Below are 11,779 nucleotides of genomic sequence, written 5' to 3'. Positions count from 1 at the left end.
GCAGCATTACCGGATATCCCGGAAACACCTACTTCATCACCGCCACAAATGCCTGCGGTACCAAAACAGATACCGTCAACCTTCTCGAAAAGCAAGCACCAACACTGGAACTTCCACAAACTGATACCTTGTGCAAAGACGAACCAATTGACGTAAAAATAAGTTCTCCAGATAACATCCAATGGTTTGATGGAAAAAGCGACAAAGAGAGAACACTCTTTGCCCCGGGCGAGTACCCATTGACAGCCACCAACGAATGCGGCCAAATAACCGATACCATCATCCTCTACGCAGAAGAAGATCCAAAACCACAGTTAGGAGCAGACACCGTGATCTGTGAAGGAGAAGAAGTCCGGATCCAAACAAAGCCAACCTTCACGAATCACACCTTCGACTGGAACACCGGGCAGGAAACACAAACCATCACCGCAAAGGAATCCGGTCTCTACCGTGTAACAGTTACCAGCAAGAGAGGATGTGAAGGAAGCGATGAAATCGAGATTGCGGACTGTCCCATCAACATCTTCATCCCGAACGCCTTTACACCCAACGGAGACGGCCTCAACGATAAATTTGAAGTACAGGGCATCGGGATTACAGACTATCATATCTTGATCTTCGATCGCTGGGGCAACCTTGTATTCGAGAGCAACGACATCAACCGCTCCTGGAACGGACTCCAAAACAACAGCGGAGAAAAAGTCAATCAGGGAACCTACAACTACAAACTCCAATACCGCTCAGCAGACTACGAGCTAAAAGAGCGCTTTGGGACAATTGAGGTGATTTATTGAGGCGTATCTCTTTAATACTATAGAAATTCGTTTTCTGAGATGGTAATAGGAAGAGGTGAAGTACTTCCAATTAATGTCTGCTGCAGAGGCGAATTCCATTGAATCATTAGTCTGGGTTGATATAAAGTTGTAACTTCATAAGCCTATGAATTCCTTATTTGATTATTGAGGAATGTCCTGATTAAATGAAGCTATATGTTAAGTATATGGTTAGCCTTCGATGTAAAATGAAGGTGAAAGAGGAGTTAACTAAACTCGGTCTGCATTATGTTATTGTGGATTTAGGAATGGTTGAAATACTGGAGGGTATAACAACCGAAAAACGTGAGCTGTTAAAAAATAAATTACTGGAGTCGGGACTTGAGTTGATGGATGACAAAAAGAGCATTTTAATTGAAAAAATTAAAAGCGTAATAATCGAAGTAATTCATTATTCTGATGAGATACCAAAAGAAAAGTACTCTAGTTATATCAGTAATAAGCTAAATTACGATTATACCTATTTGGCAAATGTTTTTTCTGAGGTTAAAGGAATTACGATTCAGCAATACATTATCAAACAGAAGATTGAGAGAGTAAAAGAATTATTGCTATACAATGAGCTAACACTAACTGAAATTTCGTACAGGTTAAATTACAGTAGTGTAGCACATCTTTCAAATCAATTTAAAAAAATCACGGGTCTATCTCCTTCATATTACAGGGGGTTGAAGCAGAATAGAGATCAAAACCTTGAAAACATGTGATTTGTGTAACTCTTAAATGTTATTGTGTAACGTTTTATAACATTAGTAATGACATCTTTGTCTTGTAATAATTCAATTACACTTAAAATTAAAGATTATGAAAACTGAACAAGCTAAAAGCAATGAAGGGTTCAAAATTACTGGCAACTGGGCTAACCAGTCAAAGCAATTAAAGTCAAAATTTTCTCAACTGACAGATTCAGACCTAAAGTTTGAAAGCGGTAAAGAAAATGACCTGATCCAAAGAATGGAAAAGAAGCTTAACAAGAAGCGTGATGAAGTGATCAACATCATCAAGAAAAACCATTCTGAAACAGTTTAGTTACAACTTAACCTAAATAGAATATTTTTAGAACCAAATAAGAATACTTCTAGTTCGTTTAAAGACTAAACCGAATAAAGAGCAGGTATTGAAAAATGCCTGCTCTTTGTTTTTTTATAAAAAATGACCTGGAACCATTTTTTGTAAACTAAAAAAGCCGATCATTTCGATCGGCTTTTGTGCCCAGAACTGGAGTCGAACCAGCACGACCAATTAAGGTCACATGGCCCTCAACCATGCGCGTCTACCAATTCCGCCACCTGGGCAAGGTGCTTCCTTTTGTCAAAGGGAGTGCAAATCTAAAATATTTTCAAGAATTAGAAAGTTCAATGTCACTTTTACGACATTTTTATTCACACTTTAGGTTTTCATTTGTGGTTTGTAAGCTGGCAGATTAGCTCGTACTTTTGGTGAAAACAAAAATGAATGGCTCAAACTCAGAGCAAACTATGGCATCTTGAACGCATCAACCTCTTCAAGGATCTGACCGAAGAAGATTTATCGAAGATTGAGAAGGTAGCGAGGATGCGTACAATGGAAAAAGGGAAGTACATTTATTTTCCCAACGATCCCAGTACAGTTGTGTTTTTGCTGAAAGAGGGAAATGTGAAAATCGGGTCGTACTCTGATGACGGTAAGGAGGTTATCAAGACCATTCTGGAGCCGGGTGAGATTTTTGGAGAACTATCTATTGCCGGCCAGGATAAACGAACCGATTTTGCCAAGGCGATGAACAATGCGCGAATGTGTGCTGTATCCAAAGAGGAGATGCTACAGATTTTAAATGATGTTCCTTCTTTGAGTTTGAAGATTACAAACCTTATTGGACTCAGACTACAGCGCATTGAAAGGAGATTTGAGTCACTCGTTTTTAAAGATGCAAAGAAGAGGATAACCGACTTTATTAAAACAAGTGCTCTGGAGAAAGGGAAAAAAGTGGGTTATGAATATGTATTCAAACACAGGCTAACGCATAAAGATATTGCCAACTTAACAGCTACTTCTCGCCAAACGGTAACGATTGTTTTGAATGAGTTGAGAGATAATAAAGTGATCAGCTTTGACAGGAACAGAATACTAATTCACGAAATGGATCAATTGTAATGCAGTATCAGTTATTCGTAGGAAAAGATTGTCACGATTGTCAAAAAGTGATCGATTACATCGAGGAAAACAACCTTAATGTTGAGATTATTGATCTCGATGAAGATAATGCAACACAACCACCAGTTGATATCTTTGTACGTCCAGCTCTTTTCGTAGGAAATGAGTTAAAAGCTTACGGAGTAGATATTATAGCGGTTGTAAAACAAAATAATTAGACAAGTCTAATGAACTTTTTAGCGCACTTACTTCTCTCTGGAAATGATGAAAAATTGACTATTGGCAATTATCTGGGAGATTTTGTGCGATCTGTTCATTTAAAGGAGTTGAATCCTCAAATCGTGAAGGGAGTCGAGTTGCATCACGCCATTGATTTTTACACTGATGCTCATCTAGTTTTTCAAAAGAGTGTGGAAAGATTGAGGCCATCGTACAGGAAGTACTCCCCGGTATTAACTGATATTTTTTACGATTACTTTTTAGCGAGAAACTGGAGTGAATTTTCAAATCAGCCATTACAGGAATTCGCCTTTAAAATGTACGAGCTTTTGAATCGATACGAGTCTGTTTTTCCGCCAAAGGCAATTCGGTTTTTACAGTTTTTGGAGAGATACAATGTGCTGTATAATTATGGAAATAAAGAGGGAATTCAGCGCGTTTTAAACGGTATGTCAAAACGGGCGAGTTTTAATTCTAAAATGGATGAGGCAGTTGAAGAATTGAAAGAGTTTGAAGCAGACTTCAATGCTGAATTCATGGCGTTTTTCCCCGATTTACTTCACTTTTGTGAAAAGTGGATTGCAGATCATGAATGAAATTGTAGAGACGAAAGACGGTTCTCACTCCCTTAAATCTGATAAGTTCAATCAAACCTATCATTCTGTTCACGGTGCTATTGCTGAAAGCGAGTACGTTTTCATAGAGGCAGGATTGAATTTTGCTTCTAAAAATAAAGATGAGTTGACGATTTTTGAAATGGGATTCGGAACCGGGCTGAATGCCTTTTTGACGGCTGTCCACGGATCTGACCAAAAGCTCAAGATTCACTATGAAACGATTGAGCAATTTCCTGTTCAAACCCATCAAATCGAAGGACTCAATTACGGTGAGTTGATTGAAAAGGGACAACATGCTGCTTTGTTTAAAGCGATCCATCAAACAGAATGGGAAAAAGCAACTCCACTGAATAAGTATTTTACAATGTTGAAAAAACAATGCAGTTTAACTGATTATCGGTCAGAGCCTGATGTTGTTGACGTCATCTATTTTGATGCATTTTCACCGAATGCCCAGCCAGAGCTTTGGACGGTTGATGTGTTTAGACTGATGTTTGAAATGCTTAAAGGTGGTGGAGTTTTAGTTACTTACTGTTGTAAAGGCGTTGTTCGCAGAGCGATGCAGGAAGCCGGTTTTGAAGTTGAAAAACTCGCTGGACCGCCCGGTAAACGAGAAATGATTAGAGCGACAAAACCATGAAACAATACACGATAAGAGTTTACGCCATTATTGAACACGAAGGAAAAATTCTGCTCAGTGACGAATGCATTGGCGACAAATATTTCACGAAATTTCCCGGTGGCGGACACGAGTGGGGCGAGTCCTTTCCCGAGACCATTTCACGCGAGTTAAGAGAGGAAGCCGATATTGAAGTAGAGGAAGTCGAACACTTTTACACGACAGATTTCTTTGTGAAATCGGCATTTGACGCTGAAAAACAGGTTGTGAGTATTTATTACCGTACAAAAGTTGAGGACCCATCATCTATACCGTCAGCTGAAAAGGAGTTCGATTTTGATCATAATCTCCAAAAGGCTGAACAGTTCAGGTGGGTGAGTCTAAAAGATTTAACAGTAGAATCAGTTACATTCCCCATTGATAAGAAGGTGATAGAAATTCTATCTAAACAGATGCGGAGTTAAATTTCAGGAATTCTGTTTCGCAAAAGATCAACGGCAATCCGTGGGTTTATATGAAAGAGAAGTAGGTTGCTTTCAAATAAAATGAAAACACGATCTTTGCTTTCATAACCAAAACATAAATTTTATGAATGCACTAAAGTTCATTGGAATTGCTATAGTAGCTGTTATTTCAGTTCCTGCTATTTTATCTTTTTCTGATTATAACTTTAAAGAGACCAATGTAAATTTGCTTAAGGCTGAGGGTCAGTCTAAATACAAGGTTGAAGAAATCGACTACCCGGCTCAAAAATTCCTTACTTACCGTGAAGAAGTTCCTTTCGATGGAATGCAATCATTTTACTCTAAACACCTGGGAGCTATTTACCAGTTCATCGGGAAATCTGAAAAGATGCAGCCTGCTGGTCAGCCGTGCGGAATTTACTATACCTGGAATGAGAGTGAACGAACGACAGATATGGCCGGTGCTGTTCCATTCACCGCTAAGGGTGAAGTTACGGAAACCGGAGATTACACCGTTGAAGAGTTTTCAGGTGAAGCTTATAAGATTGCCTACCGCGGTTCTTATGATAATTTGGGAGAGGCGCACATCGCAATGGAAGAATATCTCAAAAGCAATGATATCTCGCTGAACAATGTAGCCATGGAGCAATACATCACTGATCCATCAACACAGCCTGATACGGCTAAATGGCTCACTAATATTTACTATTTCCCACAGGATTAGATTTATGGTTTATCGTTTAAAGGTTTAATGTTTAAAGGTTTAATGGATTAACGGTCAGAGCGCAATGAGTATCTGGCCGTTTTTTGTATGTCGAAATTTCCGGCAAATAAAAAAGGCTGATTCGGGTTGAATCAGCCTTTTGACGTTTGGAGCGGAGAGACCGAGACTCGAACTCGGGAGCCGCTGTTAGGCGACTACGGATTAGCAATCCGCTGCATTACCACTCTGCCACCTCTCCAAAGCGGTGCGCAAATTTATCAAATTTTGATAGAAGCAAAACTCATTTGCTAAAAAAGTGAAAAAGTTTTCTAGCCTGAATTTCATTGATGTTTATAACATTCAAATTATCAATCCAAATACAAGTGCCGTAGGCACGAATTCACATAACTCTGGGTTTTAGCCCAGAGCCTAGAACTTGTAGCTAGCCTGTGAGTGCTGTATGCACGGCACACAAAACAGTAAAAAACATCAGACATGTATAACGTGAACCGTACCTACGGTACTCAAAGTCTTGTTTGTAAACCTGGGCTCCGGGTTATCACCCGGAGATAGATGTAAGTCGTGCCTAAAGGCACTTTTTTCTAAAGACTTTAGCTAAGTTTCTATAAGACCTAAGCCCAGATCTTTAAGCTATTTAAATGCAAAACAAAAGAGCAATAAAAATCGAACAAAGTGAGATTGAACGACTTTTTAACACGAATTATTTACGCTTTATCAGGGTATTCAATGCGAACGTGGTAGATGTTTTTCAATCGTTTTTTGAATACCTTTTTGATCCGTGAAATATCGCGGAGTGTAATGTCAGCATGAATGAATTGATCTTCATTTAGTTGCGAGTCTATGATTTGATCAACGAGTTGTTCCAGTTTTTCCACTTCGTAGTTCTTCAGGCTTCGCGATGCCGCTTCAACTGAATCTGCCATCATGAGAATTGCCGTTTCCTTGCTGAATGGTATAGGCCCGGGATACTGGAAGTCGTCCATATTCACCGATTCATTTTCCTGCCTGGCCTTGTAGTAAAAGTATCGTGTAACGGTTGTTCCGTGGTGTGTTCTGATGAAATCGATAATCTGTTCAGGCAATCGTTTTTTCTTCGCCATTTCAATGCCTTTGATCACGTGATTGATGATGACTTTGGCACTCTCGGCATAGGTGAGCTGATTGTGTGGATTTCCGCTGCCGGATTGATTCTCTATGAAATATGCGGGATTCTTCATTTTTCCGATATCGTGGTACAGGGCTCCGGTTCTGACCAATAGCGAATCAGCGCCAATGATGCTACTGGCTTCCTCCGCGAGGTTCGCAACCTGCATAGAGTGCTGGAACGTTCCGGGAGCTTTTAAGTTGAGCTGTTTTAACAAGTCGTTATTGGTGTCGCTGAGTTCGAGTAGTGTGAGATCTGAAATTAGCTTAAAGAGTTTTTCAAAAATGAAAATCACGGGATAGGCGAGGAGTGTGAGCATCGCACTGCCGCCAAACCAAAGGAAGTAATTGTAATCGATATCGGTGAAGTGCCCTTCCTTGATAACGGTGAAGCCGAGATACATCAACGAATACGTGATGAAAATGACAAATGCTGATGTGAGGAATTGAGCCCTCTTGCGCAAGCCTGTAAGCGTGAATAGAGCGATGAGTCCGGTCATGATTTGTATGAACACATACTCAAAACCATTTGGCGCGTACAACCCGATCGTGATGATCGTAATCACGTGAACAAACGATGCGATGCGCGATTCAAAGAAGTTGCGGATCACGATGGGCAAAATACAAATGGGCAGCAGGTAAATATTTAACTGATCAAACCAGGTCGTGATGACAGCCAAAACCACAAATAGCACAAATAGTGTGAGGATCAGCGAGAATTTATTGAGCTCGTTGAAAATATCGGGTCTGAAAATAGCCATGTAAAAGAGCAACACAAACACCACAATTGTCACCAAAATCACCTGCCCGATGATGAGCAAAATATTACCCTCAGTGTTGTTGTAGCGCTTGAGGTAAGCAGTTTCAAAGGACTTCAGTTTTTGAAAAGCAGATTTATCAACGATTTCACCACGACTAATGATCTTTTCGTTTTTCTCGACCTTGCCGTAATAATCGGCAATTTCTTCCATCCTTTGCTGGATAACTTTTTCGGTCAGATCCGGATTGTAAGCCAAATTGGGCTTGAGGTTTTCTATTACCAGGTTTTTCACCATGATGGAATCTTCCGGTGCCGACTCACTAACGTGATCAGAGATGTAATCCGCAGCTTCCTGCAATGTGTACAAACCAGATAGCGGCTGGCGCTTTTCCCTGTGATCTGACACAATATTTACAGCGCTCTCATCGGTCAGAACCTCATGATTCTCGATGATTCCTTTTCCGTAAATTTCTTTTAGCTGTGTAACACCCCATTTTTCAAATGTTTTTATTTTGGTTGAATCCCAGCGATCTTCTTCAAGGCTCAAACCGAGCTTAAAATTTTCGATAGCGTTTTTAGCGGCTTCATTTTCGCGAGTGAAAAACGGTTTGGTAAAGGAATTGATCTCAGCTCGCTCTTCTGCTTTTTGCTTGTCTGTTTTGATAATAGCAAAGTCAAAGGGAGCGAGTAGGTCATCGTGTAACCACGGTTTGCCGGCTTCAAACTCGTACTTGAAGTGAGCTTCTTTTGGGAGAAGCGCCACAATAATCGCGATAGCGACAATCGCTAACAAAAAGCGCGCTAATTTGTTATGGCTGTGACGTAATTCGCTGGCAAATTCTTTAATCATAACTCAACAATAAAAAACGAAAGTATAACTGTTGTGTGTAATGAGCGTAAATTCGTAAAAGATACTTGATTTTCTACCTTTGCAGTCCAAATTTGAAATCTAATAAATAATTATGAAAGAAGTATATATTGTATCAGCGGTGAGAACCCCGATCGGAAGCTTTTTGGGAAGCCTCTCATCAGTACCGGCAACCAGACTTGGAGCTACAGCTATCAAAGGCGCTCTTGAAAAGGGCAAAATTGAAGCTTCATGGGTACAGGAAGTATTCATGGGAAATGTACTTCAGGCCGGTCTAGGCCAGGCACCAGCTCGCCAGGCAGCAATCTTTGCCGGAATTGAGCACAAAGTTCCCTGTACTACGGTAAACAAAGTTTGTGCATCAGGAATGAAAGCGATCTCTCTTGGAGCACAGAGCATTATGCTAGGTGATAATGATGTTGTTGTAGCTGGCGGAATGGAAAATATGTCTGCAGTGCCACACTACATGCTAGGAAGCCGTAAAGGTTACAAAATGGGCGACTTCAAAGTAGTTGATGGAATGGTAGGTGATGGCCTCATCGATGTTTACAACAATTACCACATGGGTAACGCTGCTGAGTTGTGCGCTAAAGAATGCAAGATTTCTCGCGAAGAGCAGGATGAGTTTGCAATTGAAAGCTACAACCGTTCAGCAAAAGCGTGGAAAGAAGGTCTTTTCAAAGATGAAATTGTACCGGTTGAAGTACCACAGCGAAAAGGTGATCCTGTAGTTGTGAGTGAAGATGAAGAGTACAAGAATGTGAAAATGGAGAAGATTACAAGTCTTCGCCCAGTTTTTCAAAAAGAAGGAACAGTAACGGCTGCCAACGCTTCAACATTGAATGATGGTGCATCAGCAGTTGTGTTGATGAGCAAAGAGAAAGTTGAAGAACTGGGTGTTAAGCCGATTGCCAAAATCGTTTCTTATGCTGATGCTGCTCAGGCTCCTGAGTGGTTTACAACGTCACCATCAAAAGCACTTCCTAAAGCACTTGACAAAGCGAAAATGTCTCAGGACGATATCGACTTTTGGGAAGTGAACCAGGCATTCTCAGTAGTGAGTTTGGCCAATATTGCAGAATTGAAACTCGATCCGTCAAAAGTTGATGTTCACGGTGGAGCCGTATCTTTAGGTCACCCGCTGGGTAACTCAGGTTCAAGAATCGTTGTTTCATTGTTGAATGTACTCAAGCAGCACGGTGGCAAACGCGGAGCTGCCGGAATATGTAACGGTGGAGGTGGAGCCTCGGCAATGGTTGTTGAATTAGTTTAATTCAGTACAACTTGTTAAAAAGTCTTTACAATGAGCTTGACGAATAAAGCGCGAGTTTTGCTTTATTTGTCAAGCTTTTTTCAATTATGCGGTTCCATCTGACCGGTAATTAATAAAATGAGCAGATGAAATACGGTGTAGCCAAATTGAGTATTATTCCCTGTCGGTCAGAGCCGGCAGACCCGAGCGAACAAACGAGTCAGCTCCTGTTTGGCGAGCACTACAAAGTTCTTGAAGAGCGCAAAAAGTGGGTGAGGATAAGAAACTCGCTCGATAAGTACGAGGCCTGGATCGATCGCAAGCAACACGCTGAGATCACAGAAGAGGAGTACAAGCGGCTCGACTCTGATCGTCATGCAACCTGTTCACTCGAACTCGTTGGATTGGCAACAAACGTTTCCACAAAAGAAATCACACCCATCCCAATGGGGAGCACGCTTCCGCTTTTAAAAGACGGCAGCTTTGAACTCGGCTCTGACCATTACCAATTTGACGGGCAATTTATTCACCAGCTTTCTAAAGACAAGAACAAAATTGTTGAGAACGCTTACATGTATCTCAATGCTCCGTATTTGTGGGGAGGCCGTTCTCCGTTTGGGATCGACTGCAGCGGATTTTCGCAAATCATTTACAAGTTGAATGGCATTAAGTTGCCTCGGGATGCTTATCAGCAAGCAGAGATAGGAATAACGTTGAGCTTTGTAGAAGAGGCTGAGCCCGGTGATTTGGCGTTCTTTGACAACGAAGAAGGCGATATTACGCACGTGGGCATTTTGCTGGAAGATAACTATATCATTCATTCATCAGGCAAAGTAAGAGTAGACCGAATTGATCACCAGGGCATTTTCAATGCCAAAGAACACGATTACACTCACAAGCTGCGCCTGATCAAGCGTATTTTTTAGGGTTTACGAAAACCTCCTTTTTTACCTAAATCTTTCTAATTTATTCTGTTCCCCTGTAACTTATTCCGTTTTTCGTTCCACTTGTACCCTTGTTCGTGAACTGCAATAAACTAATGATACATATTGCGGTAGGTTTGTATAAAACTACAACACGATCAAAATATGTCTATCAATAACAAGTTACTGCCAAAGTTATCTTTGCTGTTTGTTACTTCATCAGCGGGTATTTACGGCATCGCTTTAACATTACATTTTATAACATCATTTGGTAATTTAGAGTATATAGCCGGTTTTCCAATTTTAATCACAGCAATAGGTTTAACATTGTACAAGTCAAAAGTACTTCGCAGTTACTCGTCCTATCCTGATTACATTGAATTCACAACTGGTAATCTTTTCACTACTGATGAATTGATATTGAAGAGAGGGTCTAGAAGAATTGTAAAAGACGATATTGAAGAGGTAACCATTAAAGGGTTTCTATTTTGGAAGAATCTTGAAATATCAGTGAGAGGAACGCACAAGAACCATATGTTCAAGATTCCACTTCTAATCGTATCTAATAAGAAATCAGTTCAAATGATTGAAGATATAGTTGGCGCACCAATGAGTGAAATTTGGGAAGCCAACGTAGAAACACAAGAGCGTGTTGTAGGCGGCCAAAGAATTGGCCAAATTGCTATAAACTAGCAGCTAAACATTGTATTTCCTGATACAATGTACCCTGACGCACGTAAAGTGGTCAGGGTTTTTTTGTGTTTTTAATGAAGCTTTTATTGCTACCGCACGAACCGAGCTTGCGAGTTCAGCCAGGTAAATTTATTCTTGTGTATAAGTTACTTCCGATACTTTTTATAAAGTTCTAAGAGATGTTATCAGGTGGTACAGATAGCTAAATGAAATAATCTTCAACCACGCGATACAATCGCGCGGGAGCGGGGGACAAGAAAAAGATGATGAGATAAAGGGTAGTGGAAACTCGATTAATTACAAGTTCCGAATGCATGATCCAAGGTTGGGACGTTTCTTTAGTATAGATCCTCTTGCTTCAAAATATCCTCACTACACTCCTTACAGCTTTAGCGGAAATAAAGTAATTCATGCAATTGAGTTGGAAGGCTTGGAAGAACTCATTATTCATACTCGTCATTTAAAAGATGGCTCAAAAATTAATCGTATTTTCACTTACGGAGACGCTGAATTTCAGAATAACAAGAAAAC

At 40.4% G+C, this 11,779-nt stretch carries 13 protein-coding genes, 2 tRNA genes and 1 pseudogene; 13 read left to right on the top strand and 3 right to left on the bottom strand.

Going from position 1 to position 11,779, the window contains the following annotated elements:
* From RI557_RS10465 to RI557_RS10455, 3 genes are all read left to right on the top strand, one after another.
* A partial coding sequence (locus RI557_RS10465; protein WP_310683659.1) for a gliding motility-associated C-terminal domain-containing protein occupies positions 1 to 794 on the top strand: 794 nt, incomplete at its 5' end.
* 185 nt (positions 795 to 979) lie between these two features.
* Positions 980 to 1,540: an AraC family transcriptional regulator gene (locus RI557_RS10460; RefSeq protein ID WP_310683657.1), complete on the top strand. Its 561-nt coding sequence runs from the start codon at positions 980 to 982 to the stop codon at positions 1,538 to 1,540.
* Positions 1,541 to 1,637: 97 nt separating this feature from the next.
* Positions 1,638 to 1,862 carry a hypothetical protein gene (locus tag RI557_RS10455; protein WP_310668951.1) on the top strand — a complete coding sequence of 75 codons (225 nt, stop codon included), beginning with the start codon at positions 1,638 to 1,640 and terminating at the stop codon, positions 1,860 to 1,862.
* A 180-nt stretch (positions 1,863 to 2,042) separates the two neighbouring features.
* On the opposite strand, the gene RI557_RS10450 is transcribed toward RI557_RS10455, so the two are convergent.
* Positions 2,043 to 2,128 (bottom strand) — tRNA-Leu (locus tag RI557_RS10450).
* Positions 2,129 to 2,288: 160 nt separating this feature from the next.
* Here RI557_RS10450 and RI557_RS10445 point away from each other — a divergent pair.
* From RI557_RS10445 to RI557_RS10420, 6 genes are all read left to right on the top strand, one after another.
* Positions 2,289 to 2,966, top strand: coding sequence for a Crp/Fnr family transcriptional regulator (locus RI557_RS10445; RefSeq protein ID WP_310683655.1), 678 nt, complete (start codon positions 2,289 to 2,291; stop codon positions 2,964 to 2,966).
* Entirely contained in the window at positions 2,966 to 3,184 is a 219-nt protein-coding gene (locus RI557_RS10440; protein WP_310683653.1) for a glutaredoxin domain-containing protein, read from the top strand. The genes RI557_RS10445 and RI557_RS10440 overlap by 1 nt, the downstream gene beginning before the upstream one ends.
* A 9-nt stretch (positions 3,185 to 3,193) precedes the next feature.
* Positions 3,194 to 3,781 (top strand): acyl carrier protein phosphodiesterase, encoded by a 588-nt coding sequence (locus RI557_RS10435; protein ID WP_310683650.1) that lies wholly within the window; start codon positions 3,194 to 3,196, stop codon positions 3,779 to 3,781.
* Positions 3,711 to 4,442, top strand: a complete 732-nt coding sequence (gene mnmD, locus RI557_RS10430; RefSeq protein WP_310683648.1) for a tRNA (5-methylaminomethyl-2-thiouridine)(34)-methyltransferase MnmD — start codon at positions 3,711 to 3,713, stop codon at positions 4,440 to 4,442. Before RI557_RS10435 ends, mnmD begins: the two co-directional genes overlap by 71 nt.
* Entirely contained in the window at positions 4,439 to 4,885 is a 447-nt protein-coding gene (locus RI557_RS10425; protein ID WP_310683647.1) for an NUDIX domain-containing protein, read from the top strand. Before mnmD ends, RI557_RS10425 begins: the two co-directional genes overlap by 4 nt.
* 124 nt (positions 4,886 to 5,009) lie before the next feature.
* Positions 5,010 to 5,609: a GyrI-like domain-containing protein gene (locus tag RI557_RS10420; protein ID WP_310683645.1), complete on the top strand. Its 600-nt coding sequence runs from the start codon at positions 5,010 to 5,012 to the stop codon at positions 5,607 to 5,609.
* Positions 5,610 to 5,761: 152 nt separating this feature from the next.
* On the opposite strand, the gene RI557_RS10415 is transcribed toward RI557_RS10420, so the two are convergent.
* Both RI557_RS10415 and RI557_RS10410 read right to left on the bottom strand, forming a co-directional pair.
* Positions 5,762 to 5,847, bottom strand: a tRNA-Ser gene (locus tag RI557_RS10415).
* 466 nt (positions 5,848 to 6,313) lie between these two features.
* Positions 6,314 to 8,362: an HDIG domain-containing metalloprotein gene (locus tag RI557_RS10410; RefSeq protein WP_310683643.1), complete on the bottom strand. Its 2,049-nt coding sequence runs from the start codon at positions 8,360 to 8,362 to the stop codon at positions 6,314 to 6,316.
* Between the two features lie 112 nt (positions 8,363 to 8,474).
* Here RI557_RS10410 and RI557_RS10405 point away from each other — a divergent pair, with 112 nt between their 5' ends.
* The 4 genes and pseudogenes from RI557_RS10405 to RI557_RS10390 form a co-directional block, all read left to right on the top strand.
* The gene (locus RI557_RS10405) at positions 8,475 to 9,653 is read left to right on the top strand and encodes an acetyl-CoA C-acyltransferase (RefSeq protein WP_310668943.1); all 1,179 of its coding nucleotides are present in this window, start codon (positions 8,475 to 8,477) and stop codon (positions 9,651 to 9,653) included.
* A 125-nt stretch (positions 9,654 to 9,778) separates the two neighbouring features.
* Positions 9,779 to 10,558, top strand: a complete 780-nt coding sequence (locus RI557_RS10400; RefSeq protein ID WP_310668942.1) for a C40 family peptidase — start codon at positions 9,779 to 9,781, stop codon at positions 10,556 to 10,558.
* A 162-nt stretch (positions 10,559 to 10,720) separates the two neighbouring features.
* Positions 10,721 to 11,248, top strand: coding sequence for a hypothetical protein (locus tag RI557_RS10395; RefSeq protein WP_310668941.1), 528 nt, complete (start codon positions 10,721 to 10,723; stop codon positions 11,246 to 11,248).
* A 310-nt stretch (positions 11,249 to 11,558) separates the two neighbouring features.
* Positions 11,559 to 11,779, top strand: a pseudogene (locus RI557_RS10390) (hypothetical protein); the annotation flags it as partial.

It is taken from the genome of Salibacter sp., from assembly GCF_031581065.1.
GTDB lineage: Bacteria > Bacteroidota > Bacteroidia > Flavobacteriales_G > Salibacteraceae > Salibacter.
Note: the sequence above shows the minus strand (reverse complement) of the source record. Positions and strands in the feature narration are given on the sequence as shown.

Excerpts from the sequence above, each read along its gene's own strand:
- mnmD (WP_310683648.1), top strand. The coding sequence starts at position 3,711 with ATGCTGAATTCATGGCGTTTTTCCCCGATTTACTTCACTTTTGTGAAA.
- RI557_RS10460 (WP_310683657.1), top strand. The coding sequence starts at position 980 with ATGAAGCTATATGTTAAGTATATGGTTAGCCTTCGATGTAAAATGAAG.
- RI557_RS10455 (WP_310668951.1), top strand. The coding sequence starts at position 1,638 with ATGAAAACTGAACAAGCTAAAAGCAATGAAGGGTTCAAAATTACTGGC.
- RI557_RS10435 (WP_310683650.1), top strand. The coding sequence starts at position 3,194 with ATGAACTTTTTAGCGCACTTACTTCTCTCTGGAAATGATGAAAAATTG.
- RI557_RS10400 (WP_310668942.1), top strand. The coding sequence starts at position 9,779 with ATGAAATACGGTGTAGCCAAATTGAGTATTATTCCCTGTCGGTCAGAG.
- RI557_RS10405 (WP_310668943.1), top strand. The coding sequence starts at position 8,475 with ATGAAAGAAGTATATATTGTATCAGCGGTGAGAACCCCGATCGGAAGC.
- RI557_RS10395 (WP_310668941.1), top strand. The coding sequence starts at position 10,721 with ATGTCTATCAATAACAAGTTACTGCCAAAGTTATCTTTGCTGTTTGTT.
- RI557_RS10440 (WP_310683653.1), top strand. The coding sequence starts at position 2,966 with ATGCAGTATCAGTTATTCGTAGGAAAAGATTGTCACGATTGTCAAAAA.
- RI557_RS10445 (WP_310683655.1), top strand. The coding sequence starts at position 2,289 with ATGGCTCAAACTCAGAGCAAACTATGGCATCTTGAACGCATCAACCTC.
- RI557_RS10425 (WP_310683647.1), top strand. The coding sequence starts at position 4,439 with ATGAAACAATACACGATAAGAGTTTACGCCATTATTGAACACGAAGGA.
- RI557_RS10410 (WP_310683643.1), bottom strand. The coding sequence starts at position 8,362 with ATGATTAAAGAATTTGCCAGCGAATTACGTCACAGCCATAACAAATTA.
- RI557_RS10420 (WP_310683645.1), top strand. The coding sequence starts at position 5,010 with ATGAATGCACTAAAGTTCATTGGAATTGCTATAGTAGCTGTTATTTCA.